Annotated in this window: 18 protein-coding genes and 1 pseudogene; 6 read left to right on the top strand and 13 right to left on the bottom strand. The window is 43.6% G+C overall.

Annotated elements, in window-relative coordinates; genetic code table 11:
• Positions 1–14: 14 nt before the first annotated feature.
• The 11 genes from ACOIT5_RS13385 to ACOIT5_RS13335 form a co-directional block, all read right to left on the bottom strand.
• Positions 15–2888 (bottom strand): SusC/RagA family TonB-linked outer membrane protein, encoded by a 2874-nt coding sequence (locus ACOIT5_RS13385; protein ID WP_423126658.1) that lies wholly within the window; start codon positions 2886–2888, stop codon positions 15–17.
• A gap of 41 nt (positions 2889–2929) precedes the next feature.
• On the bottom strand, positions 2930–4765 hold the full coding sequence (locus tag ACOIT5_RS13380; RefSeq protein WP_423126657.1) for a RagB/SusD family nutrient uptake outer membrane protein: 1836 nt from the start codon (positions 4763–4765) through the stop codon (positions 2930–2932).
• Between the two features lie 30 nt (positions 4766–4795).
• Entirely contained in the window at positions 4796–8053 is a 3258-nt protein-coding gene (locus ACOIT5_RS13375) for a SusC/RagA family TonB-linked outer membrane protein (RefSeq protein WP_423126656.1), read from the bottom strand.
• A 102-nt stretch (positions 8054–8155) separates the two neighbouring features.
• On the bottom strand, positions 8156–9409 hold the full coding sequence (locus ACOIT5_RS13370) for a glycoside hydrolase family 26 protein (RefSeq protein WP_423126655.1): 1254 nt from the start codon (positions 9407–9409) through the stop codon (positions 8156–8158).
• 117 nt (positions 9410–9526) lie between these two features.
• Entirely contained in the window at positions 9527–10486 is a 960-nt protein-coding gene (locus tag ACOIT5_RS13365) for a hypothetical protein (protein ID WP_423126654.1), read from the bottom strand.
• Positions 10487–10841: 355 nt separating this feature from the next.
• A complete protein-coding gene (locus ACOIT5_RS13360; protein ID WP_423126653.1) occupies positions 10842–13025 on the bottom strand; it encodes a glycosyl hydrolase in 2184 nt (727 codons plus the stop codon).
• A gap of 27 nt (positions 13026–13052) precedes the next feature.
• A complete protein-coding gene (locus tag ACOIT5_RS13355; protein WP_423126652.1) occupies positions 13053–14552 on the bottom strand; it encodes a glycoside hydrolase family 30 protein in 1500 nt (499 codons plus the stop codon).
• A 19-nt stretch (positions 14553–14571) separates the two neighbouring features.
• A complete protein-coding gene (locus ACOIT5_RS13350) occupies positions 14572–16236 on the bottom strand; it encodes a carboxylesterase/lipase family protein (protein WP_423126651.1) in 1665 nt (554 codons plus the stop codon).
• Between the two features lie 16 nt (positions 16237–16252).
• Positions 16253–16768, bottom strand: a complete 516-nt coding sequence (locus tag ACOIT5_RS13345) for a glycoside hydrolase family 26 protein (protein ID WP_423126650.1) — start codon at positions 16766–16768, stop codon at positions 16253–16255.
• Positions 16769–16885: 117 nt separating this feature from the next.
• Positions 16886–17956 carry an IS4 family transposase gene (locus ACOIT5_RS13340; RefSeq protein ID WP_423126649.1) on the bottom strand — a complete coding sequence of 357 codons (1071 nt, stop codon included), beginning with the start codon at positions 17954–17956 and terminating at the stop codon, positions 16886–16888.
• Positions 17957–18055: 99 nt separating this feature from the next.
• Entirely contained in the window at positions 18056–18559 is a 504-nt protein-coding gene (locus tag ACOIT5_RS13335; RefSeq protein ID WP_423126648.1) for a glycosyl hydrolase, read from the bottom strand.
• Between the two features lie 338 nt (positions 18560–18897).
• Here ACOIT5_RS13335 and ACOIT5_RS13330 point away from each other — a divergent pair, with 338 nt between their 5' ends.
• The 4 genes from ACOIT5_RS13330 to hydF all read left to right on the top strand — a co-directional run bounded on the left by ACOIT5_RS13330 (position 18898) and on the right by hydF (position 23122).
• Positions 18898–19767 carry an AraC family transcriptional regulator gene (locus ACOIT5_RS13330; protein ID WP_423126647.1) on the top strand — a complete coding sequence of 290 codons (870 nt, stop codon included), beginning with the start codon at positions 18898–18900 and terminating at the stop codon, positions 19765–19767.
• Positions 19768–19914: 147 nt separating this feature from the next.
• The gene (locus ACOIT5_RS13325; RefSeq protein ID WP_423126646.1) at positions 19915–21306 is read left to right on the top strand and encodes an aspartate ammonia-lyase; all 1392 of its coding nucleotides are present in this window, start codon (positions 19915–19917) and stop codon (positions 21304–21306) included.
• 176 nt (positions 21307–21482) lie between these two features.
• Positions 21483–21722, top strand: coding sequence for a hypothetical protein (locus ACOIT5_RS13320; RefSeq protein WP_423126645.1), 240 nt, complete (start codon positions 21483–21485; stop codon positions 21720–21722).
• Positions 21723–21898: 176 nt separating this feature from the next.
• Complete coding sequence (gene hydF / locus ACOIT5_RS13315; RefSeq protein WP_423126644.1) at positions 21899–23122, top strand: [FeFe] hydrogenase H-cluster maturation GTPase HydF; 1224 nt, start codon at positions 21899–21901, stop codon at positions 23120–23122.
• Positions 23123–23126: 4 nt separating this feature from the next.
• On the opposite strand, the gene ACOIT5_RS13310 is transcribed toward hydF, so the two are convergent.
• Positions 23127–23363: a putative signal transducing protein gene (locus ACOIT5_RS13310; protein WP_423126643.1), complete on the bottom strand. Its 237-nt coding sequence runs from the start codon at positions 23361–23363 to the stop codon at positions 23127–23129.
• Between the two features lie 246 nt (positions 23364–23609).
• On the opposite strand from ACOIT5_RS13310, the gene ACOIT5_RS13305 reads away from it, so the two are divergent.
• Positions 23610–24314, top strand: coding sequence for a hypothetical protein (locus ACOIT5_RS13305; RefSeq protein WP_423126642.1), 705 nt, complete (start codon positions 23610–23612; stop codon positions 24312–24314).
• Positions 24310–24549: pseudogene (locus tag ACOIT5_RS13300) on the top strand (IS1595 family transposase); the annotation flags it as partial. The gene ACOIT5_RS13305 and the pseudogene ACOIT5_RS13300, both read left to right, overlap by 5 nt.
• Before the next feature lie 90 nt (positions 24550–24639).
• Here the strand turns inward: ACOIT5_RS13300 and ACOIT5_RS13295 are convergent.
• Positions 24640–26139, bottom strand: a complete 1500-nt coding sequence (locus ACOIT5_RS13295) for a glycoside hydrolase family 88 protein (RefSeq protein ID WP_423126641.1) — start codon at positions 26137–26139, stop codon at positions 24640–24642.
• Positions 26140–26148: the final 9 nt, after the last annotated feature.

Raw genomic sequence — 26148 nt, 5'->3', positions numbered from 1 at the left:
TATCAGTTTAATGGTTAGAAAGTTAATGTGACGCCTGCATTAATAGATTTAACCGATGGATAACCGCCATAAATACTTTCCGGATCCATTTTATATTCGTCAAGCAATTTGCTCCAAGTGAACGGGTTTGTGGCGTTAACATAAATTCGCAGATTTTTTATGCCATCCAGATTCAAGCTCTTGTTTTTTGAAAAGTTATAGCCTACTTCAATATTGCGTACTTTCAGGAAATCCCGGTTTTTAATCCAGAATGAACTCGTTCGGTAATTATTGGCGTTACTCTGTGTCGTAAGCCTTGGATAAGTGGCTGCACTTCGGGTATCAATATTTTTTTCGGGGTAATATGCCCAAGCGCCCCCGGCAATTGGATAAGCATTCCCGTTATCTACAAATGCCACAGTCTGGTTCCAGTTATCCAGCAAATTAACTGACGCGCCTGCAATTCCCTGAAACAAAATACTGAGATCGAAACCTTTAAATTCGGCAGAGCCGCCGAAAGCATATGTCCATTCCGGATAAATTGATTTTCCAATTGAAGTGACATCGTTTTGATCGACCATCCCGTTATTGTCAAGATCCTTGTACCTGATATCTCCTGGCTGAACAGCGCCAAAAGCCGGCGTAGAAATTCCGTCAACCAATGACCCGTCAGTATTAAAATCAGTAACATCATAGAAGCCATCTGCCACAAGTCCGATAAAGGTGCCAAACGGACGACCTGTTCTTGCATTATAACCGTGAGCGGGAGCCACTTCAGCCATGTAATCAATGTTATTGGTATTATATGAAACCATGCCGTTTAACGCATACGAAAATCCACCAAGCTGGCCGTTCCATATAGCGCTGACTTCAAATCCCTTGCTGGTCATTTCGCCAATATTTGAGAAGTAGTAGTTTTTACCGTAGTACTCCATCAATGAGTTATCAAGGGTCAAAATATCTGTCCGTTTATCCAGGTAAGCATCGGCGGTCACATTCAAATTCCCGAATACAGATGCGTCAACGCCTAAGTTATATTTTGTACTTCTTTCTGCATGCGTATTGAAATTTGAAATAAACATCGGAACCAATGTACTTTGCCATGTCCCGGATGATGCTCCGGTATAAAATGAGCCAACATAACTGGATGTAAAATATTCTTTAAATAAAAACCGGCCATTTGAAGAGAATGACGACAAAGCGCTTGTAGCATTAGAATCGGAAGAACCTGTGCGACCAACCGACGCCCTCAATTTCAAATAGTCAATACGATTTGAGTCATCCATGAAATCTTCATTCGAAATAATCCAGGCTCCTGATATTGCCGGATAAAGAGCCCACTGGCTACCTTTAGCATACGAATCATTTCCAAAATATGAAAAAGACAGCTCGCCTGCATAACGGTTATCATAACTATAATTCATCTTTCCATTATAGTTCACGTAACGATATTTGTAAGAAAAATAACCATCGCCATTATAAGCAGACGCATGAAAATTAACAGCAGAAGAAATAACATGTTTGCCAAATTCCTGATCATAACCTAAGGTAATCGTTCCCTGTTTCCAATCCTCCATCCCGGCAGATCCATAGCCACTAGCTGTAATCGAAGTAGTTTCATCGGTCGTGGTTGTTTCGCCATGATGATAACGGGCATAATTCTTTGTTTTACTGTAGGTACTCAACGTGTAAGCATTAAATGAAAACGCTTGCTTTAAATAAAGCCCCGGGGTTATAATGTCCAGTTTTTCTTTCAACGAAAAGTTACCTTGCAGAATACGCGATTGGTTAGAATACCATCCGAGTCCGCGGATAGAAGCAACCGGGTTGTTTCTGTAAATAGCGGTTCCCGAATAATGTTCCTGTTCCTGATCATCAAAAACATTATAAATATTGGAGGGATATCTTGACAACACAGACATAAGATCTGAAGTGCCAAAATTTGGACGTTTGCGACGCTCGATACGCCCCCCCAAATCAACCCGGGCTTCAAAAATCTCCAATAATTTGAAATCAAGGTTTGCACGTACATTATACCGCGAATATTTCAGGTTGGAAGTTTCATCGGTATTATTAACATCATATAGTCCCGCATGATCAATATATCCCATTGTCACATTATAACGAGCCTGTTCACTACCTCCGTTGAAGGTAATGTCGCCATCAACGAATGAACCTGAATTTTTGAAGACCTGGTCATACCAATCAACATCAATCCCTTGACCATTCTGATAGTTAGAAAGTTGTTCATCGGAATAAACCGGCGACCATATCCCGTTATCATTACTCACAGCCTGGTTGTATAGCGATGCAAACTTATATGAACCAAGTGGTTTATTAATCTCTACCGGAGACTGTGATCCGTACCTTACTTGAGCAGTCACTGTTGAGGGACCTACTTTGCCTCGTTTTGTTTCAATCCATATGACTCCATTGGCTCCCCTCTCACCAAAAGCAGCGAGTGCAGCAGCATCCTTAAGAATAGAAACGCTCTCAATTTCGGTTGGTGAAAGATAAACCATGTAATTGGAGTTTACTTCAAAGCCATCTACAAAAATTTTAGCTACATTAAACCCTCCAACACCATAGCTCCCAATACCACGGATCAACCAGCTGGCATTGTTGTTTCCAACTTCACCTGAACCTTGCAACACCGTTAATCCTGACAACAACCCGGGAAAGGTATTGGAAAGATTCGATGCAGGTGTTTTGTATAGATCAGTTCCAACTACCGTTGATACCGCAGATGTATGCCTATTGGGATCAACAGAAAATAACAGGCCGGGAACAGACGCATTCGTTGTTACGGAATCAGTTACAGAGACCAGCTCCTGAGCCAATCCGGCACAAGCAAATATGGAGAGTACTCCTGCCAGAAGGACTCCTCTGAAAATATTTAGTTTCTTCATATACATTTCATTCATCTTAAGTAATAAACTACTTTAACCGGTTAATAACCGGGGTTTTGAACAGAAATCCCCTTATTGACCTCTGACTGAGGAATCGGTTCCAGATACATTCTCGGACTCCAGAACGCAGTGTAAGACACGGCATCCCAGTATGATTCCAAATTCACGGCAAGATTGTTACTTCCACTGGCGCTCGCTTTGATTTTAAATTGCAGCTCACGCATTTGACCTCCAATAATGCCATTGGCAATGTCTTTGTGTTTCCAGTGTTTCACATCGTAGTAGCGGTGGTTCTCATTATAAAACTCAATTGCTTTTTCCCGTTGTATAACCTCTCGGAGTTTATCTTTACCGGTTTCGGTTACAGCAGGTAAGCCGGCACGATTATGTACTTTATTCAGATTTTCGAGGGCCTTTACAGAATTTCCTGTTTCATTGTATGCCTCGGCCAAATTCAGATAGGTTTCAGCTAAACGGAACAAAGGAGGTTCGAACCAAACGCGGGATTCGGCATGATAATAAAATTTGACCGGAAACCCGCATCCCCGTCCCGACCCAATCGCATTGGGGAAACTGGTTTCTTTTCCGGAGTTCATACATGTCCTACCCCATCCTTGTGCACTGTAATTATATACACCGGGGTTATTAAACGCATCAAATCCGGGTAAAATATTGTCAGCCAGGCAACGGGCTTCCATTTGCGGAATTTTCTCAAGCCAATCGCTGGCTCCTCGCGGTGTTGATTCTCCAATTTGAGGCCATTCCTGATTGTTGCCGTCATTTTTATAATAGATTTCCAGGAAATTGGTTAATAATCCTACCAAATCAGTATCCCAACGATTATTGGTCCAGTTAGGTGACGTGTTTAAATAATAGAAGATTGCGCTTGCAGGCCATTCATACTGGTTGCTGGTGTTACATTTATAAGCCAGAAGAACTTCCTGGTTAGCCGGAGTTGAAGTTGCTTTTCCGTAATCGTCTAACGCATTCGGATTGGGCTGTCCAGCAGGAGCTCCGCCGGTATTAATTAACGCATAACCATTTGCTCCTGCCCACGACAACACCGCTTCATTTGCGGTAATTGCCTCCTGCCAACGGGTAGCATCTTGATTTCCAAAACAAACCAGATTATTATCAGACCCATTGGTCAGATAGGGCGTACTGCTATTAAACAACGGACGGGCAGCAAACATTAATGCTCTTGCTTTCATGGCCAGCACGGCTCCTCGTGTCAGACGTCCAGTTTGGGCAGCGGCCCAATTACCTGCCGGTAATCCGTTGTAAGCCTCATCGCAAAGCTCAATGATATAATCAAGCGTTTCCTGAAGAGATGATCTGCCAATTTTTAAGTCGTCGGTAGCCTGAAAAGATTTACGAACAATGGGAAGTCCGCCATATCGATAAAACATGCCTATGTATCGGTAGGCGATTAAACCGGTTGCTTCAGCCTTGATGTAACCTTTCATTTCACTCGTCATATCAGGCACCATATCGATATTCTCTTTAACCAGCGAACATGCCCGGATGTAGCTCCAGTTATTTCCATAGTGATCAGAACCGCCATCCGAACCATCTGTGCCATTAACAGAGAGGCCAGTTGCGGCAATATTGTAGGTTCCGTGCCATGAGTAGCCGCGGGAACGCTCACCACTAATTGAAGCCAAAGCACCATGTCCAACACCCCAACCACCAGGCCATCCATGCAATAATACATTTCGATAACACGACCATAGAGCAGCCTCGGCATTCTTTGAGGAACTGTAAACTTCGTTCAAATCGACAGTCCCCGTTGTATCAGGCTTTTCGAGGAACATATCTTCACAGGAAGACAAACCTACAAGCCCAAGAACCAAAAGTATAATTGTTAATTTTTTCATATCATGTTTTTTCTAATTTTTGAAAACGCATTAAAACTGCATACTAAAACCAATCGTGAATACACTTGTAAGAGGGTAAATGTAGGTGCTTCCGTCAGTCGTTTCAGGATCAATGCCGATATCCGTCAGTTTGTTCCGGAAAGTGTATACATTATTCGCGTTCGCATATATACGCAACGTGTTAATGCGGTTTAAAAACTGACTTCTTTTTGTTTCGAAAGTATATCCTAGTTCAATGTTCTTAAGTTTGAAGAAATTACTAGATTTCATCCAATAGTCACTCTGACGATAATTATTATGCGAAGTTGTAGCATCGAAAGTCGATCTCGGATAGGTTATCTTCTCTCCTGCCAAATATTTTTCTTCGGTCCAACGGCCGTCGTACATCCACTGCCATGCATTCCCTGCACGTTTGAAGAAAGGAATTGTATAACCGCTGTTTAAATAATATGAACCATTTGCTGTTCCAACAAACAATAAATTCACATCAAAACCTTTATATGCAACTTTTAACTTAGTATTGTAATGATATTGCGGATAATTCGGAAAACCAATCGGGGCAATATCCTTACTGTCAATCAATCCGTCTCCGTTCAGGTCTTTGTAGCGAATATCTCCCAAGGTAGCCTGATTGGAAGTGTAGGTATTATACGGACGATTAATTAGTTCTTCTACCGTATTGAATAAACCATCGCTGACAAGACCAAAACGTTGTCCAATTGAAAAACCTGTAGCATTCATCCAGGGATACGGGTTATTTGCTTCTGCCTTATAAATAATCTTATTGCGGGCATAGCTGAGATCTCCCTCAATGGAGTAACTCCAGTTGCCAACATGTTCAGCCCATCTCAACACAATCTCGTAGCCCTGATTGGTGGTGATCCCCACATTTGCCGGAGGCACAGAACTGGCTGCAACACCATAAATGGCCGGTATCGTTCCCAGTGTAGTCAGGATGTTGTTCCGGTCTTCTTTAAACCAGTCGCCAACTACCGATAGTTTGTCCTTAAAAAAATGGATCTCCAACCCAACATCATATTTTTTTGCTCGTTCCCAGGTAATGGCCGGGTTACCCAACGCTCCCTCAGTCGCACCATAATAATATGAATTGGCCGAAGAACCATCACTGTTACCAAGCCAGTATCCACCCTGATTCAGATTATAGGTATTGGGAAGATAATAATAACGACGACTGCCTCCTAACTGATCGTTTCCAACCTCTCCGAAGGATGCCCTGATTTTCATAAAGCTCAGGATATTGTTTTTTGGAAAGAATTTTTCACTGGTTGGCACCCAACCCGCTGAATAAGCCGGGAAAAAACCAAAACGTTTACCCTCTGCAAACTGTTCGGTACCGTTGTAACCAGCATTAAACTCGGCCATATAACGATCCTGATAATTGTAAGTGACACGTCCGACCAGACCCATTACCCCTGAAGGCACATTGTACGAATCGGAGGGCATGGTATATTTTGATCCTTTCCCCAGAAGAAGGGCAGACAGATTATGTTTTCCGAAACTACCGGCCCAATTCAAACCGGCATCAACATAGAGTTTATTCCAGTTACTGTATCCATACGAGTTAAAGGATCCTGCCCCCATTGAACCGCCAAAAAATTGAAGTTCATTTGGGTTTTGAGCGCTCCGTTGTACCGTATAAGAAGGAATTGAGGGAGAATAAGTTACATACCGGTTATAATTATCCTGATAACTCATAGTAACATGAGCCTGCAATCCCTTCAGCAAGTAATCCATCTCGTGATTAACTTTTATTACATTATCCAAAAGGCTGTTATATATGGTTCCTCGACCACTGATCAGGAGATTGTATACCGCATTTTGTGAACCAATCTGACTGCCTGTTTTTACTCCCAGCGGGTTTTGGTCGCTACCAGCCACCCCTGCAAAATTATTGATCAATTTTCCATCGATGATCCCTGGAGTTATAAAGGGGTTACCGTCATAAATATATTGCATAATCACTTTATAACGCCCGTTTAAATCGTACGGACCCGAGTTAATACCCGGTCCCTGTGTTTGTCCAAACTGACCCGCAGTATTAATTGTAACTTTCCAGTTTTTAGCAACATCAATGTCGAAATTACTCCGAAAGTTATAGCGGTTAAAACGGGAGCCAGTATCCGACCCGTAGTATTTGGTAGCATTGGTAATACCTTCCTGGCTAAAGTAACCAAACGAAACAAAATATTTGACACGTTGAGTCCCCCCCGATATATTGAGATTAGCCTGCATTTGAGGTGCAACCTTGTTAAATTGTTCTTTATAGAGATCATGACTTGAGTAATACAGCGCAGGCGATTTTTTTAAGTTCGTTTTTTGCTCTTCAGTCAGATTTGTCATTGCATCAATCTCAACCGGAGTAAAATCTCGGTTATTTTTGAACTTCCACAGGTCATAATCGTCGAAGATATATGTGGAAAGACTCCCCGTTCCATCGTAGCTGCGTTGCTCATTCCTAATACCTTCATTTCTCATCAGTGCATATTCATAGGCAGTAACGCCTTTTTGAAGATTGGATGCCTGGGTAAGACCATAATTTGCTGAGAAATTGATGACAGGTTTACCAATCCTCCCTCTTTTGGTTGTAACAATGATTACTCCGTTCGCCCCGCGTATCCCATACACCGCTGTCGATGCTGCATCTTTCAGGATACTTATTCCGGCTATTTCGTTGGCATCCATCGCATTTAACTCGCTAAAGGCTTGCTCGGCTGCTTGTTCAACACCATCAATCACAATCAAAGGAGATGATGAACCATACGTAGAAATACCGCGAATATAAATATTGGCTGCATTCCGTCCAGGCTCGCCCGAAGTTTGCAAACCACTTACGCCCGGGGTATTTCCAATAAGCGCGTTAGAAATATTCGAAACCGGTGTAGCCACAAGCTCTGAACCATTTACAGAAGAAATAGCTCCTGTAACGTTTACTTTCTTCTGCGTAGCAAATGCCGTTATTACAACCTCATCAATTGAGGCTACATCCTCTGTCATTTTGACGATCAACGGTTCTTTAATTGACGACACATCAATCTCCTGAGCCTTGTAACCGATAAAAGAAAACTGCAAGATCGCATTGGTTTGAGAGAAAGACAGCATAAATTGCCCGTTCCCTGACGTAACGGTACCTATCGTAGTACCTTTCACCACGATGGTTACTCCGGGCAACACTTCTCCTTTCTCATCCTGTACAGTACCGACGATCGATTTCTGCTGTCCATACAGCATGCCCGAAATCCCTCCGTAACAGAAAAAAATTGCGCACAATAGAAAAGTTTTAATAAAATTAAACATAGGTTTAGTGAATTAGATTAATATTAAGCTTTTAAATTCTCGATTGATAACCAAGCCTCTGGCCTTCATTGTTATTTATTTGATTACCACGCCTTCAGCCAGTGTATACATATCCGGCAGATCGTTGCTAAAAAGCGAAGCATCGCGGTTATACATGATGATAAAGTTTGGTGCCGACACATGTCCCGGATAAACGGAAAAGAAATGTTTATCAGATTCACTTGAGACATATTTATTTCTCCACATAACCACCAGGCTGATACGTTTCCCTGTTAAGGGAGTGAGGAGACACCGAGTCCAGTAATCTGAAATCTCGAAACTCTCCTTACCGGTTTCAGTTACCCCGCAAGGCTTATTCTTCTCTCGCGAAAGAGTCGAAAGATGTTTTAAGTTACTATTAAAAGCATCCGTATTGGTTCCATGATAGCAGTCCATTCCAATAAAGTCGACATATTCGTCGCCCGGCCAGCGAAACAATAACCGTTCTCTTGTCTCTGCATAAACCTGATCCATTTGGGGAGAAATTGCATAAATAAAATTGTGTACCCCTTTTTTATCTCGCAGATATTCAATGGTCATCTTCCATAGCCCGATAAACTCATCATTGGTTGTACATTTAGATCCCCACCACGACCAAGTCTGAGTATGTTCATGAAAAGGTCTGAAGATAACGGGAATCAAATTTCCGTCTTTATCTTTTAAATTCAGAGCAAAAACAGCTAAACGATCAAGCCACGAAATAAATTTTGCCCGTGTTGGCGTTCCTTCCGTCAGGATATTTTTAACAACATCGTTGTTCGAGTTGTCCCATGAATCGCCATTTGTCAGAGGATTATTAAGATGGCAGCAGGCCGTAATTACTTCTCCTCGTTCGCGTGCTTCAAGAATCACTTTTCTGCGGATCGCATTGGATTCCTGGCTTGACCAGTAGCGGTCATCCATAATTTGTGCAAAATCGACGCTGAACACGGCAGGATAGTCGCCACAAACCTCTTTGGTGTCAGACCGGCCTGATTCGTTATACCAATAACGACCATACCATAAATCGTCATGATGCCCAAACATAAATCCTTTCTCTGCTATTTTCCAAAGGTTTGAATAAAGAGCCCGGGTCGTTTCTGTTGCATTTGGATCAACCATGACAAGTTGAATATTCGTTGGCTCTTCTTCCTTTCCTTCCTCTTCGTCTTTGTCTTCTTCGGCAACTTCTTCTTCAGGCAAAGGAGGAACAGTTCGTTCAGACTCCTTACAGCCACAAGAAACCTCAATCATTACGACCAAGCAGAAAACAGCAATTACTTTTATATAATAATCTGAAATATATGTCATTTGATGATCAATATTGATTTTCCCTAATTATTGAATAATAAATTGCTCCCACAGAAATATCATATCACGAATGATTCTGGTCGCAAAAAAAAGTCAACAAACCTAATTTCAGAGAATTTAGCGTTTTGTAACTTTCACGATAAAGTTCCGCGGATGATAAAGATATTTCGCATCATCCTGCCAGATCACATCCCAGTTATCTGAAACTCCTTCTGTTATAGGAAAATTAAATGCCATATTTTGAATGGCAATGCTTTTATAAGCATCGAGCGTATGTGTTCCGGCTCCTATTAATGAACAAGTGCGTCGTACACCTTCTGCAGAAATAAACGTAATTTCACCTGTTTTTGCATTTTTTTCCCAGGTCCCCTCGCCTTCCGGTATACACCGATAAAAATGTTTCAGGTCGTGTTTCACCCAGTTTCGGTCGTCGTAAATGAAAGAAGCATACATCCCGTCGGGTCCGGCATCGTTGTAACAAGTGCCATAGGTATCTCCAGTGCTTTCATTTACGCCTTTCAAAATAAGGGTAATCACATTATCTTCCTCAGCTGTCGGTTTTCCGTCAACATTCCATCTCCAGCTCTTTTCCATCATATTCCAAACAGCACCACCACCGTACTCCGGACCGGTGCCACCATACAACCAGAGTTGATCAACATCATAGATGCCCACTATTGGTTCTTTGAATTCCTCGTAGCGCAAAGTATAAGTACGGGATTCTCCATTCTCAGCAACGACAACAAAAGAGGCTGAACCGCTGCTAATATCGAGAGTACTTCCTACGGTTACCGAGGAAGTAGCATTATACTGCAATCCAAGATCTAAGACTTTTACATGATGTAAATCTTCAACCGCGGTAGAGATCATGGTGATTACAATCGTTCCCTCCGTGTCATTACGCCAATTATCAACAATTGTAGCTTCACCCACCTGACCTTCCAATTTAAAGCTAACCGGAGTGCGTTCACGCAGCCAGGGGTCAATTAGTTCCTCCGTATTTCTGGCATCATCTTGACAAGATGTCCCGATTAAGGCCATCACTGAAAAAATCATTACGTACTTCAAAATCTTCATAGTTAGGTTAAATTAAGTTTTATAGTATTACTAAAATTAAAGCAAATAAATACCTTAATAAAAACGGACGGAATGGTTTGTAAAAGCTCTGTCAATTGAGAAAATTCCTGTACGTTTAGTAGTTAATTGCCAGATACAATATTAATCTATGATTAGGGTAATTTTTAATACAATTTCCTCAATAGATGATATAAATCAGACCTCAAATAACGCAGTTTAGATAATCGTCAACATTCAAATAAGGCATTTTCAGAAGGATACTGTCCCTACTCAAAATTCCCGGCTTATGGTATTTTTTTTTCGACAGGTTCAGTTTGATTGATTTATTTGCTCCTCGCTTTATGGAATTTCATTATTATTCCGGCATCGTGTACATATCGGGCAAATCGTTCTCAAACAAGGTATGAGGACTGTTGTAAAAAATCTCAAAATCATCGGCAGAAGAATCGCCCGGATATGGGCCGTAAGCATGGGTTGGCTTCTCGTTTCTCCAAGCGACCACCATGCAACACTTTTTACCAATTAACGCCGGAAGTACATCCTTTGTCCAATAATCGGGAGTGTGGTCTTTTTCCAAACCGGTTTCGGTTACTCCAACCGGTTTGTTTAGTTTTTCTGACAAGGCAGATAGCGCTTTTACATTAGATACGAACGCTTTGGCGTTCAACCCTTGATAACAGTCTATCCCCAGAAAATCGACATAATCGTTCCCCGGCCAGCGGAAAAGCAGGCGTGCCTCTGCATCGCTGTATACTTCATCCATCTGTGGCGAAATTGCATAAATGACATTGTGTACATTTTTCACGTCGCGTAGGTAAGTAACTATAAACCTCCAGAATGCGATGAATTCTTCTCCGGTAGTTGCCTGCGACCCCCACCAATTCCATTTCTGTGTATGTTCGTGCAAGGGGCGAAAAATAACCGGGATGGGCTTTCCTTCATCATCTTTCAACGAATGAAAAACCTCAGCAACACCATCCAGTCGCTTTTTGTACTTCAGGTTCATTTCGCTGTCTTCAGTCAAAATCTGGTCAACCACCTTGGTGTTATCCCAAGCTGTTCCAACCGGATATTTCGCATCAGGCGACTCGGTCATCGGGTTATTCTGATGCCACACCAACATGCTGACCCCGCCCCTTTTATGCACCTCACGGATAAACTCCATTTTTTGCTCGCCTATCCGGTTCATGTCCAGGCTATAAACCGCTGGGTGATCGCCAACCAGGTCTTTTACATCGCTTCGGTCGTTATCGCCGCGCCAGCCAATGCCATACGAAGGATAATCGTGGTGCCCGAACATGATCCCTTTTTCATGTATTTTCATCAAGTTGGCATACAATGCTTTGGTTTCAGGCGTTGCATTTTTATCGGCCATCGACCATTCGGGCGCTGTTTCTTTGAAAAGTTTTTTTGCAAAATCATGCAGTTGTATCCTCCAAAACTGCCACTCATGCCCAAAGGGCAATTCATGGAATTCAAAATTGATGCCTTTCTCTTTCAGGTCTTCCAAGAGGTTGATATGTCCCTGATAACGTGGATCTTTTGTTCCACAGCTAATCCATAAAAGTTGAAGTTCTGTATTAATTTTCTGTGGATTTTCAATTATTCCGGGAAGGTATTTGTCGTAGTCGAAATTACCATCACTCAATATTCCTGCACTGAATTGGCCAATAGCTGAAAACTTTTTGGAGTTTCTCAACCCGATCACAAAAGCCTGTCCGCCGCCCATCGACAAACCGCCAATTGCCCGTTTGGCCTTTCCTTCTGCAATCCGGTATCTTTTCTCAATCAAAGGAATTACATCGCTGAACAACTCCGTTTCCAGTTGTGCCATTCCTTCCACGGTACTGCCACCCGCCCACGAGCCATCGGTCAGCCCGTTGGTCATTACAATCATCATTGGTTCGGCTTCACCTTTTGCAATCAGGTTATCGAGAATCACAGCGGCGCGGCCATCGTTCACCCAACTGCCTTCGTTATCGCCGCCGCCGTGACGAAGATAAAGTACCGGAAATTCCCGTTCGGGCTGGTCGAAATAAGCAGCCGGAACATACACATACATTTTCCTGAACTTCTGCAACGATGTTGAGAAATATGAAAGAACATGCACATCGCCATGAGGCACTTCTTGTATTTCGTCGAACCGTGGATTTTCGCCATGAACTTCCACCACGCTCCCGTAAACCATTGTGCCTGCTTTCACATCCGGGTTCACCATGTCGATTACCTTCAGGCCATCGACCAAATAGGCATACTGGTACACCCGCGGATTGACCGGTCCGATGGTGATGCTCCAAACACCATTTTTATCTTTTTTCATTGGTCGTGCCGAAACATCCCACTCATCGAAAAGCAATGAAACTTTTTTTGCACCCGGGGCTTTCAGTCTGAAAGTAACCGTACAGTCATCGTTCACAACCGGAGAGAATTTTGGTTCAGCCGGTTTCCACCAGCCTTTGGTACTGAACGGGCTTTGTGCCTCAGAATATGATATATTCAGAAGCAAGCCAACAATGATTGCTAATAGTATCTTCTTCATTTCAATTTTCCCATTTTTATTTTCTGATTACTCTTCCCAAACGTATGTGCCCACGGCTCCTGGTTTCAGATGAAGATTGGCAAATTGTCCTTTATACTGGATTTTAAAACCACTACTGTTCCAAGTGTCGTTTACCACGATCAATACAATTTTTCCTTCAGGGGTTTTAAAGGCTACGTTCGGCAATACATCTGTGTTTTCAACAACACCAGTACGGTATACCCCCGGGCGTTGCTCGTCTTCGTATAAATGTACCGTTTTATCGCCACGATTGGTAGAAACGACGCGTACAGAACCCGGTCTGACGAATTTGGAAGCATGTGCAATAGTATAGTAGGCAACATTGCGGCTCACCTTGTCCCCATCGATGGTAATTGCCCCTTGGCACATTGAGCAACCGCCATTATCGGTATGCGGGTCGTTTAGCGGGTCGGCGGCTAGGTTCCACAAAATTACATTCCTGCTCCAGTTCCGGGTAACGCCCACCACCAATCGTTTCACCGGTGAAACAATATTAATTTCAGGGCTATCCGGTCGCTCGGTAACCATTTGTTCGGTGAAATAAATATTTTTATCGGGCCTTGCCTGATGGACAAGGCTCATCGCTTCGAGGTCGCCCCCATAGTGATGAAAACCGGAGCCATCGACATATTGTGCTGCTTCTGGATCGTTCAGGATACCCAGCGGATAATCGGTACGGTCGCAGTTATGGTCGAAAATAATGATCTTGGTTGTCAGACCGGCGGCCTTTAAGGCAGGTCCCAGGTTATTTTTCACGAATGCGGCCTGCTCATACACAAACCACGACATACTCGGCGTATTGCGCGAATTCATCGGTTCGTTTTGAACAGTGATTGCATCGATTACAATCCCCTGTTTTGCCATTTCCTGAATATATTTCACGAAATAACGCGCATAGACATCGTAGCACTCTTCTTTTAGTTTGCCGCCACGCACATCGTATTTCGTTTTCATCCAGGCCGGAGCCGACCAGGGCGACCCCATGATTTTTATATCAGGATTAATTTTTAGGATTTCTTTCAGCACCGGAACCACATCGTTCAAATCTTGGGCAAGGCTGAATTTTTTCAGTTCAAAATCAGTTTTGCCTTCTTCCAGATCGTTGTATGAAAATACAAAACTGTTTAGGTCGGAAGCGCCAATACTCAATCGCAAATAACTGATCCCGATATTGTTGCCTTCGGTAGTAAACAGTTCTTTCAGGATTTTCGCCCTTTCGGGTGCAGTCATACGGATCAGATGCTCGGCACTTCCGCCGGTTATAGCAAAACCAAATCCGTCGATGGATTGAAATTCCTGCCGTTCGTCAATCACGATGGCCGTTCCGCGCCCTTCATTTTTGTCCGAGAAACTTAGGTTCCCGGCTTGTTTTCCGAAAAGCGATGAGCGGTCGCTGGTGGTAATCCACGAGTCTATCTGTTTTGAATTTCCGTTTTGCGCATAAAGCTGAAGAGCCGTTAAGCCCATCAACAGAACCGATGCTATTTTTATCGTTCGTTTTAACATGATTGTATAAAATTATTGGTTATGAAAGTATTTTTCTGGCTTCACCATCGGGATTATTTTTCACCTCACAGGTATCATTCAGGATCATTGTTTCTCCACCTTCAGCCGTGTACTTCGGCCATCCGGGCAATTTTTCACAGTTTGGATCGCCTTTATAAAGGAAGTTGACCAGGGCATCGGCCATTTTTGCCGAGAGTTTTCGCGGGCGGGTGCCTCCCCCGCTGTGGGTGATCATCAGATCGGTATTCAGGAACCAGAAACTAATATCGATGCAATGGAATGCCCGGTGACGGCCATCGAACAAAGGCGACTCCCAGCCAAACCACGCCATGTACACGGGCGAACTTTGCCTTAATTTAGCGTTGGCGGCATTGGTTATCCCCCTGCGGTTTGAAACAATCAGCGCCCAGACTTCAATTGGCCGGGCTTCCGGAAATTGTTTTGCATACGCATCCACAATTTCTTTTGATTTGTCGCCGAAAGAGCCTTTGATTTTTTCTGCTACCTCATCCAACGAAATATTTTCCAATTCGGGATGGTCGCGATTGGGGTTCCATTCATGGAAGGTTGAGCAAAAGATCATTGGAATATTGGGCAACGAATCATCGTCGGGGCTATAATAATCGCCCGTAGGAATATTGATGCCATCGGCAATCGGGCCAAAACCGCCACGGAGCATCTGCAAACCTTCTTTCTGTAATTTCGACGATGCGCGATAAGCGATGTCCATGTATTCTTTCCAGGGCATTTGTTGCAATTTTTCCAGCTCCGAAGGATTTAGTCCGGCTTCCCTTAAAATGTAACTGCCCAGCTTTTGTGTGTATTCCTGATTTCCGCCTTTGATCGATTCGCCGCTCAGCGCAATTCCTTTGTGTACCAATCCTTTTACAGCAGGCATGGTAGCGATGGTACAAACTTTTGAGCCTCCGCCCGATTGACCCATCACGGTTACATTGGCCGGATCGCCCCCGAAATTCCGGATATTTTCGTTTACCCATTGTAGGGCGGCAACAATATCCAACATGCCCACATTGCCCGAACTTTTAAATTTATCGCCGCCAACCGATGAAAAATCGGAGAAACCCAACGGCCCCAAACGGTGGTTGATAGAGCAATAAACAATGTGGCCGTGCCGGGCAATGTTTTCGCCATCATATCCGTCCTGCTCGATGCCGTTACCGCGGGAAAAACCTCCGCCATGCAACCACACCAAAACCGGTCTTTTTTTGTCATCCAGCGCCGGAGTCCAGACATTCAGGCGCAGGCAGTCTTCGCTCAACACATCATAATTCCAATGGTCAACAAAAACTCCGTATGATTCCGGGCTGCGGTCGTAAATATCCTGCGGCGCCGAATTCCCGTAAAACACGGCCGGGCGTATATTTTCCCAGGGTTCGGGCCGTTGCGGGGGCATAAAACGGTTTTTGCCCGAGGTATCGGCGCCATACGGAATTCCGCGAAAAACATGGATTCCACGCAAGATGAAACCTTTCACCTGGCCATAAACTGTATCGGCAACGGCAATATTTTCTCCGATAAGCAACTGTTGTTCATCGGCCTGTTTTCCTGATTTATTCTCCGACTGGGATGAACAGGCCGAAAGGGGCGCTGCTGCCCCAAGGCTGCAAGCTGCAATCCCGGCGCCTGCCTTTCCCAAAAAATTTCTTCGGTTAATTGTACTCATTGGTTTAGTTTTACTATTATTTCCATCCCGGCATTTCATCGAGAGTGATTATATCTTCGTTATCATACACGGATTTGATCTGGTCTTTCGATTTTTTTTCGAAAACCAGCTCCGACCATCCCATAAAGAATGTCCATTTTGGCTGGCTCTTTAGTTTTTCAACCGTCGGTAGCTTTTGGCATTCGCCTATCGCTATTGGCTTTCCATTAGATGCCCCGACAATGATATTATACTTTTCATCGCTGAACCCGGTTTTGTCATCATACACATCGAGCGACAAAACGTCCCAATACCTGTCGCCAGGATTATATGACACCGCATCGGCAGCCAATGTCTCGAAGTCCTGGATATTCCAAACCCAAATTAAATTGGTCAGGCTCTTTACATCTGTCATATAATCATGAAGCATCTGATAGAGTTTCCTCGTTCCTTCAGGCCCGGGACGACCGCCCCACCAGAACACGCCCTGGTTCATTTCGTGCATGGGACGCCAAAGCACTTCAACGCCTTTTTCTTTTAGATACTCCAACACTAGTGTCCCATTAAAATCGGGACGTATTAATAATTAAACAAATTTGGCTCATTAAGGCTAAAACGTTCTTTGTCATTTTGAAATTTAGTTCTATCAAATAGGTCTCGAAGATTAGTTTTATCTGTTAAAGATATGCTCAATCTGCAAGACCTCATATGTGCTTCTATCAAGTTGCATGTCCTTTTGGACGATTGCCACCAAGCAGTAAGTGCACATGGCAGCGTAGATTTGAATCCGAACAGCATTTTCAGTAGTACCCCAAAACTTTTTGATTTTCAGATGTTGCTTTAACCATTTGAAGAACAGCTCGACTTGCCAGCGGTTCTTGTAAAGTTCAGCAACCTGCAATGCAGAAATGTGCATTGCATTGGTCAAGAATACAAGCTCACGCTTTTGTTCTTCATCCCAATATCTGACCAATCTAAGATGCTCTGGATAGTATTGCTTAGGATAAAACCCAGTCAATTCAATTGTTACATCTGAAAGCACGTTCTTGGGCAATCTTCGTTTCCATTTGATCATCTTGCATTGTAGATTCTTTTTGGCTCTTAAAACATAGAAAGCTCCTATTTGATGAATCTTATACAACATCTTGAAGTGATTATATGCACGGTCAAATATGTAATATGAGCCTGATTCATAAGGGATCTCTTTCATGGCAGTAGAGTCGTGAACAGATGCTTCAGTGATATGGAAAAATGCAGGTATCTGTGTCTCCACATCGTATAATGCATGTACTTTGATTCCACCTTTTTTCTTACGGAACTTCGCCCACCAGAATACCGAAAGGCATAAGTCAATTGTCGTTGAATCAAAAGCATAGACATTGCCTTCAAGCTTGAAGATGTCAGCAACGCGTTTCTGCCTGGCTTCGTTTACCAGATAGTAAGCATACTCTTCAAAGATGTGATAGTCCCTGTCTTGATTGGCTCTGGCCAGTGATGATTTTGAAATGTTCTTGCCCAATCCCAAATGATAAGATTTGGAGTGATGAGCATCAAGTGCGACGATCAAATCTCTAAGACTTTCACGATTTGACAATTGCCCGAACATCAGAGATAGCAATTGATTCCAACAAGTGAAATGCTTCACGTATTTGTCGCCATTGTATTTGGCAACAATACGATTGAATTTGCTTCGATTCAGAAACGAGACCAGTTGAGCGAAAACGTATTTGTCTTGATACATATGCAATCAGAATAATCTGATGCAAAACTAAAAATTCAAGTCCGTTCGCTCGAAAAATGGATACAACTAACTAAATTTCAAATACATCAAAGAACTTTTTTAGTTTTTAATGGGACGGTAATGATACTCCAAATAAACACACACTTCGTCAACCCTGGATTTCCATTCTTTATTTAAAGCGGTTCCATCGGTGGTCAGTTCTTTCCACTGCTCATCCGACAAATGGCTCAACACTCCTTCTTTGTTCCAGCCACAAGGCTCGTTTAAAGCAGGGTTGCAGGCATGCCACATGATGTTGACGATTGCCCCGTTGTTCCATTGCTTCACGGCTTCGTCAACCATCTTTTGACGATTGGCAATATTTTCTTCCTGAAACAAGAAGTCGCCACTCCAAAGCCCCGGGTATTTCCCAGTCAGTTTAAAAACCGCGTTTGTCCATTGATCGGGAATTGCGTTGGGCTCACGGTTATGAATGCCGGCAACCGTTTTTGATCCGGATATCGCATTTAGATAAGCAAGTGTTTTAAACTTTGATTTTTCAGCATTAGTCTGAAAAATAGAGGCTGTTAAAACCACCAGGAAAAGAATGCATTTTTTTTTCATTTAGAAGGTCTTTTAAAATTTAAGTTGGTCTAGCGCAAGTTAATGATTGACAAATTTTTCATGAAAATCAAAAATAGTTTTTCAAGGACTAACCCAGTAACAAAATTTTATCATTTGTTTGTAGGAATCCGCATATGGTATAATTCTATCCTTTTATAATATTAATCCATCATTACGAATATAAATCATGAAAAATGCACACACAATAAACTTATTATATGTATTTTAGCACCTATATAAAATTGATAAAGAAATAATTTATTCTTTACCTCATGGGCTTGAAAAGAAAATTCAAATAACCTTATGGCTTCTTTTATCCACTATGTAAAAACTCCAAAATGAATATTTTAAGAGAGATTACTCCACTGACTCAGTATGATTGTTTTACAATTTTCTCAAGGGAAAAAGAAGAATTCGACTTTCCACTACATGTACATGAAGATATTGAGCTAAATCTTATCCTTGATGGCGCGGGATCTCAACGAATTGTGGGCGATCATATTGGCGAAATTGATGATCTTGAGCTTGTTTGTATTGGCTCAAACCTGGCACATGGATGGTTTACGCACAAATGTGCCAGCAAAAAAATCAGAGAAGTAACAATTCAGTTCCATACCGACTTTCTTGATGATCGCTTTTTGAAAAGAAATCAAATGATCAACATCAGGAACATGTTTGAAAACGCCAAGAGAGGTTTATTATATTCTCCATCAACTGTAAAATCGATTGCTCCCCGCATCCTTGCTCTATATAAGAAAGGAGGATTTGATTCCATTCTAGAATTATTGTCAATTATTCATGATTTGTCGATATCCAGAGACGTGAAATTACTCTCTGATTCAACGTTCACTCCTGAACTTTTCAATTACAATAGCAGGAGAATCGAAAAAGTATTTGAATACATGAATAATAACTTTCAAAAACAAATCACGCTGAACGAAGTCGCCAAAATAGCTAATATGTCTGAAGTTTCTTTTAGTCGATTTATAAAAAAACATACCGGATTCAGTTTTATCGACAGCTTAAATGAGATCAGGTTGGGACATGTTTCGCGCATGCTTATCGATACGACACAATCTATTGCTGAAATTGCATTTAATTGTGGATTCAATAACATAGCAAATTTCAATCGCACATTTAAAAACAAGAAAGGAATTACGCCAAAGGAATTCAGAAATAAATATGTTGGGGAACGAATCTTCATTTAAGATTGAGCGATAACCTGACATTCGTAGAAAAATCAACGCGAAACAACAAACACTTATTTACTTACTCAACTATAACGGACAACATCACGATATCATTCCATCTAGTTTGGTTAACTTTATCTCCCAATAGGTTTGTCAATTTCAACGATGAAAACACGTACCGAAACTGATCTTTTAGGTTCCAAAACGGTTCCTGCCGATGTCCTCTACGGGATCCACACCGCCCGCGCCATCGGGAATTTCCAACTGGCCCGGCGTCCGGTAAACCCGGAACTGATCAAAGCATACGGTTGGGTAAAACTTGCCTGCGCCCAAATCAACGGCGAATTGGGTTATTTCCCCGACCGTCAAAAAGCCGTGGCCATTGAACAGGCCTGCAGTGAGATGGCCGAAGGCATGCTATCCGGCGCCGTTGTGGTTGATGCCCTCCAGGGGGGAGCCGGCACCTCGACCAATATGAACGTGAATGAAGTGATTGCCAACCGCGCGCTACAGTTACTGGGAAAACCGTTGGGCGATTACAGCACGGTTTCGCCGCTCGACGATATCAACCGGCACCAGTCAACCAACGACAGCTACCCCACTGCGCTGAAGTTAGCCGCAATAAAACTGCTCCGGGAGTTGGAACAATCGGTACTGGAGTTACAGGAAGCTTTTCAGCAAAAGGAAAAAGAATTTGCCGCCATTGTCAAAATAGGACGTACCCAACTCCAGGATGCCGTGTTGACAACCTTGGGGCGCGAAATGGCCGCTTATGCTGAAGCCTTTAACCGCGATCGCTGGAGAATTTATAAATGCGAAGAACGGCTTCGGGTGGTTAACCTGGGCGGAACGGCTATCGGTAGCGGGCTGGGCGCACCCCGGTCGTTTATTTTCAGGGTAACCGACCGCCTGCGCGAACTGACCAACACCCCATTGGCGCGGGCCGAAAACCTCATAGAAAATACCCAAAATGCCGATGTTTTTGTTGAAGTGTCCGGTATTCTGAAAGCCTGTGCAACCAACCTGATCAAAGTATCGAACGATTTGCGCCTGCTGTCGGGCGGGCCCGACGGAGGCTTCGGCGAGATCAACCTACCCCCCTTGCAGGCCGGCTCATCCATGATGCCCGGCAAGATTAACCCGGTGATTCCTGAAGCGGTGTGCCAGGCTGCCATGCAGGTAACCGGCAACGACCACCTAATTTCGATGGCCGTCATGAGCGGAAACCTGGAACTTAACCCGTTTATGCCGCTCATTGCCGATGCACTGCTCAACAGCCTTCAACTCTTAAAAAACGCAGCCGAAAGCCTTGCCCGTCATGGTATAAAGAACATGACTGCCAACCCTGAAAAATGCCGGGCACAGGTCTTAAACTCAACGGCCGTTGTCACGGCTTTAATCCCGAAACTGGGCTATGAAAAATGCACCCAACTGGCACAACAGGCTAAAACCTCCGGCAAAACCATCAAAACCGCCGTCCTCGAACAACAACTCATGGAAGAAGAGGAATTTGAAGCATGTATTGCTCCCGAAGCTGTTCAGAAATTAGGATTTTAGCCGTTCATTTGAAATACCCGGTTGCCACTTAACACATGCTGAAACCGGAAGAATCCGGATAGCTGTCAACTTCATTTGATAGCTAACAAAATTTTTTCTAAACAAATGTTAAGGCTATTTTTATTTAGAATAATTCTCAATAACTTGCTCCTGAATAAATTTAAAAATGGAAGATTATGAAAAAATTGGTATTAGTGTTAGCAATTGTTTTTGCTTTTGGAGTAACATTCGCGTTAAATGCCCCTGTTCAAACTGAAAAAGACAAAACAGAGGTTGTCAGCTCAGTAAAAGCTGATGAAAAAGACAAAAAAGAAGCAAAATCTGCCAAAAAAGAAGGAAGCAGCGAGAAATCAGCAGAAGCCAAAAAAGCTTGCTGCAGCGAGAAAAAAGCTTGCGACGAGAAAAAAGCTGAATAATCTCTTAGAAAATAGGACAAAGCCGGTGAACGCCGGCTTTTTTTATGCCCATAGGTGTCGCCGCCCGCAAAAACAAGTTAAACCTTCATTCACCGGAGTAAATAAATTAACTTTCTTTTTCCCAAATCATTGATTTGTCAAACAAGCTTTATACTTTCGCACATCATCTGTTAGCTATGAGAGCGCCCAAATCTTTTCGCTTACACATCGGTTTGTTTGGCCGCCGGAATGTCGGAAAATCGTCTTTGCTGAACGCATTAACCCAGCAGGAAGTTTCGATTGTTTCCGAAGTAGCCGGCACCACCACCGACCCGGTAGAGAAGCCCATGGAACTGCTTCCGCTGGGGCCGGTATTGTTTATTGATACCGCCGGAATTGACGACGCAGGCGCTTTGGGTGAAAAACGGATCAAAAAAACGATGGATGTGTTTAACCGCACTGACCTCGGCATCATCGTTTCGACCCGTCAGGATTGGGGCGATTTTGAGGAAAAGATCTTGCAGGAACTGAAAGACCGTAATACCCCGGTGATTATCGTATTCAACAAATCCGATCTTGGCCCCGTGCGTTCGTGTACCGTAAACAGTTTTGCCGGAGAAAAGTTACCGGTCGTCGAAACATCGGCAACCGGCAATTGGGGAATTTCGCAGCTACGCGAAACCATATTGAAGTCGGCGCCCGATGATTTCATTAACCGTCCCGCGATAGTATCCGACCTGGTCGGTCCGGGCGAGGCTGCCATTCTGGTCGTTCCCATCGATAAGGAAGCGCCGAAAGGGCGGCTCATCCTGCCACAGGTTCAAAGTATCCGCGACTTACTGGATGGTGATTCGTTTTGCATGGTCGTGAAAGAACGGGAGTTGCGGGAAGCATTAAACCGCCTGAATAAACCGCCGAAACTGGTAGTTACCGACAGCCAGGCTTTTTTGAAAGTGGCAGCAGACACCCCTCCTGAAATTCCGCTGACAAGTTTCTCGATCCTTTTTGCCCGCCATCAAGGTGATTTGGCCGAAATGGTACGCGGCGCAATGGCCATCGACCGGCTAAGGGCCGGCGACAAGGTGCTGATTGCCGAGGCCTGTTCGCATCACCCGATTGGCGAAGATATTGGCACCGTAAAAATTCCACGCTGGCTAACCCAGTATGTTGGCGGAAAACTGGAAATTGATTCTGCCCGCGGCCGCGACTTTCCTGAAAATATTTCCGACTATCAGTTGATTATCCATTGCGGCGCCTGTATGTGGAACCGTCGCGAAATGCTGTCTCGCATTATGAAAGCCAGGCAGTTAGGCATCCCCATCACCAACTACGGCCTGACCATTGCATATTCCCTGGGTATTTTCGAACGAGCACTGCAACCCTTTCCGGCAGCATTGGAAATATACAAGCGTAATCAATAAAAGCTCATCCGTTTTGCCTGACAAACTCCTGAATAAAAGGCTCGGCTTCGTTGAAATCGGATTCATGGATATAAAGATCGATTGCCGAATGAACTCCTCCGGCAAAGCCCGCCGCAATGCCTGAACTGAAATCGTTTTTGATTAAGGCTGAAACGCCTATATTTTCAAGTTCTCCTTTAAGCAGAAGTACCGAAATTTCGCTTCCCGTATAAACCCGGACTAATTTTACACCTTCTCTCATATTCTATTCGATTAAAGATGCATTTTATGAAAATTCGCGGTAAAAGTCAATATTTTGTTCACTTATTTAAATGATTTGCCCGGTATTTAGATTCATTCCGGTTAATTATGAATGAAAAGACTTTTCACCAGCCCATCGGTTGAATACCCAGCAGGAGCAGCGCGGAGAACAAAGATCATGAGATGATATACTTCATCGGTAACAACGCAACTCAAATAGAACATCGACCATCTAAATAAAAAAACAATGAAATATTCTTTATGGCTTTTTATCGCTTTGGCTTTTGTTATTGCAGCTTGTGAGAACGATAAACAAACGAGGGAAACGACTTGCGTTCAGCATGGGAATTACGACTACCTTGAAAATTATAACTCAGAATTCTTGTGCACCGATGATTTATGTCTGGAATACCTGGCTGTGTGGAAAGAACTCATCTGTGAAAAAAATAACCTAAGCCAGGATTTCTTTGACGCCCACATTGAACTTTGCCAATCAGAATTACACAACTGGGCAGACGGAGTTTCATTCAGGGTATGTTACACATTCAAACTTGGATGGGCAATGGCATACAACTGTGACCAGTTTATAATCAAAATTAATGCAGATAATGCCCTTTACCCCTCTGTGGATTTGCCGAGAGACACCTATTTGACAAAAGTGAAAATAAAAATTGCCGTAGATAATCGAGCTTTTTCCTCGGATATAAAAAAAATAGCTCCTGCAGATAATCTAAAATTTTCAACGATGGATCAAGCATTGGATGATTTGATTGAATTTTCCGGTGTAAATCAACTCTGTTTAAATCAAATAATGATTAATAGGGATAACGGCAACTTGATTTTAAAAGCAACAGCTCAATATAAAGATGAGGTAAATTCGTGTATTGAGGGAACAATTGATTTAATCTCCGGAGCTAAATCTGTAACCGACATCCCGTGTTGGATAAATTAATGGTAATTCAATAAAATTTATTCAGAACGACGAGGACTGCTACCGGTATTTATCCGAAATAAAATTGAATTTGGATCATCCTTACTGGTGCAAAAAATGTGGCCATACAAAGTATGGAAAAGGGAAAAGCCGTACTCCCGAAGAAAGATGTGCAAAATGCAATTATGATGAGATCTCTACTGCCTGGACTATGCCTGATAAGCTTCAATTCCCGTTGCTGACCGCCGTCCACCTGAAGGAAAGCCATTGGCACACTGGTTAAAGACCGAAGACAATAGAGGATTGTTGACGGCTTTTTCGCCTAATTATCATCCGGTTTACGCAATTATGTTTCTATAACCGCGTATAACTGAGCCATCAGTCCCGCGCCCATTTGTGCAATTACCCGGTAGTCGCTTTCCTGCAATTGCATCCCGCCCCGGTTGTCCTGCGCTGCTCCTTTCAGGTAGCCGTCGGGGGTAATGTAACTTTGTAACCCGTCGAAACATTTTTTTGCACTTTCAGCATATTCAGCCGGTAAAAAGCCGTCGTGAATGCCAGTCATCATGGCGGCTGCAATTCCTGCCGAACCGGAAGTGTCGGGCAAACTTTCCGGGCGGTGCATAAAACAGCCCCACAACCCGTCTTCGCGTTGCATCGACAAGGCAATCTCAGTTGCCTCCTGAAATTTCCGGATAATTTCTTCGTCCAGCATGTCGTCTTTCAGTTCCGAAATGGTACGTGCAAAACCCAGCAAAAACCAGGCGGCCCCTCTTGCCCAGTTGGTAAAGGTGTATTTGCCTTCGGTCGATCGCAGATTGATTTGTCCGTCGGCAATCAGCACAAAGCGGTGTTTTAGCTGTTCGAGAGCCTTCCGCTTCAACCGGTCGTTGTTCCATGCTTTGCCAATAACGGCCATTGGGTAGGCCACTGTGTAGCAACCTTCGGCTGAAATCATTTTCCCGTCGATGACCAACCCGTCGGGTTTGGTGTATTCGTCCCACGCGGCGACAACGGTTTTCAGGATGGGGTGGTTGGCATCTATCCGGGCCAGGGTGGCATACGGAAGCGTCGATTCGATACCGTCAATCTGGTTGTCGTGCGGAACGCTTCGCGCGGTTTCGTAAATCAGGTTTTGCTGATCGTCAATAAACAAACCGAATTGCTGCCGGATGGTCTCCAGCGCCTGTGCGTTGCCTTTTCGCGCGTAGAGTTGCCACAACCCATCGAACACACAACCTCCGCGCCAGGCCAGCGATTGGACAGAATTAACAGACGTGAAGCACTTCAACAGGTCGTCAACCGTTCCTGTTTTTTCCGATGAAGCCATTATATGCGGAAGAAATGCCGAATTGTCTGTTTTTGAATCCGTTTCATTGAAAATCCAGAGCGGCGATGGGCTTTCCAGTTTTAGTTCCAACCCGTGTTGGTTGATATGCCGGGCATATTTCTTCGGAATTTCGAGTTCATAAGGAACCAGCACCGCCGAATACCGAATATCAATGGCTCCCAAATACATTTCCGTACCGGGAATAGTGACCTGAAGTAGTTTTTCATCCCGTATTTCCTGAGCGGTGGAAACCCGTATCCACAGATTGGCTTCGGGAAGTTTCTTTTCCGGCTTTACCAAAATCGATTCGCCGGGCGAAATGCCCGCTACCGGCCACCCAAAAGGCGCCCGTTTGCCGGCTGGGACTTCCAGCGAATTATCCTGAACCAGTTTTAACCGGATGTGTTGTGTCCCGCTGATTTTTTCCCCTGAAAAAGAAGAACAGGCCAACGATGGAGTCAAGCAAACGCCCACGCTTCCGGCGGAGAGGTATTGAAGAAATAGTTTTCGCTGCATTTTGAGAGG

It is taken from the genome of Gaoshiqia hydrogeniformans, from assembly GCF_049347105.1.
GTDB classification, from domain to species: Bacteria; Bacteroidota; Bacteroidia; order Bacteroidales; family Prolixibacteraceae; genus Gaoshiqia; species Gaoshiqia hydrogeniformans.
The sequence above is the reverse complement of the archived record's forward strand: the minus strand, read 5'-3'. Positions and strand labels throughout refer to the sequence as shown.

Bases quoted from the DNA above. Each gene is read 5' to 3' on its own strand.
- ACOIT5_RS13305 (WP_423126642.1), top strand. From the start codon at position 23,610: ATGAAATATTCTTTATGGCTTTTTATCGCTTTGGCTTTTGTTATTGCA.
- ACOIT5_RS13385 (WP_423126658.1), bottom strand. From the start codon at position 2,888: ATGAAGAAACTAAATATTTTCAGAGGAGTCCTTCTGGCAGGAGTACTC.
- ACOIT5_RS13360 (WP_423126653.1), bottom strand. From the start codon at position 13,025: ATGAAGAAGATACTATTAGCAATCATTGTTGGCTTGCTTCTGAATATA.
- ACOIT5_RS13295 (WP_423126641.1), bottom strand. From the start codon at position 26,139: ATGCAGCGAAAACTATTTCTTCAATACCTCTCCGCCGGAAGCGTGGGC.
- ACOIT5_RS13380 (WP_423126657.1), bottom strand. From the start codon at position 4,765: ATGAAAAAATTAACAATTATACTTTTGGTTCTTGGGCTTGTAGGTTTG.
- ACOIT5_RS13340 (WP_423126649.1), bottom strand. From the start codon at position 17,956: ATGTATCAAGACAAATACGTTTTCGCTCAACTGGTCTCGTTTCTGAAT.
- hydF (WP_423126644.1), top strand. From the start codon at position 21,899: ATGAGAGCGCCCAAATCTTTTCGCTTACACATCGGTTTGTTTGGCCGC.
- ACOIT5_RS13365 (WP_423126654.1), bottom strand. From the start codon at position 10,486: ATGAAGATTTTGAAGTACGTAATGATTTTTTCAGTGATGGCCTTAATC.
- ACOIT5_RS13310 (WP_423126643.1), bottom strand. From the start codon at position 23,363: ATGAGAGAAGGTGTAAAATTAGTCCGGGTTTATACGGGAAGCGAAATT.
- ACOIT5_RS13355 (WP_423126652.1), bottom strand. From the start codon at position 14,552: ATGTTAAAACGAACGATAAAAATAGCATCGGTTCTGTTGATGGGCTTA.
- ACOIT5_RS13320 (WP_423126645.1), top strand. From the start codon at position 21,483: ATGAAAAAATTGGTATTAGTGTTAGCAATTGTTTTTGCTTTTGGAGTA.
- ACOIT5_RS13370 (WP_423126655.1), bottom strand. From the start codon at position 9,409: ATGACATATATTTCAGATTATTATATAAAAGTAATTGCTGTTTTCTGC.
- ACOIT5_RS13350 (WP_423126651.1), bottom strand. From the start codon at position 16,236: ATGAGTACAATTAACCGAAGAAATTTTTTGGGAAAGGCAGGCGCCGGG.
- ACOIT5_RS13325 (WP_423126646.1), top strand. From the start codon at position 19,915: ATGAAAACACGTACCGAAACTGATCTTTTAGGTTCCAAAACGGTTCCT.
- ACOIT5_RS13330 (WP_423126647.1), top strand. From the start codon at position 18,898: ATGAATATTTTAAGAGAGATTACTCCACTGACTCAGTATGATTGTTTT.
- ACOIT5_RS13335 (WP_423126648.1), bottom strand. From the start codon at position 18,559: ATGAAAAAAAAATGCATTCTTTTCCTGGTGGTTTTAACAGCCTCTATT.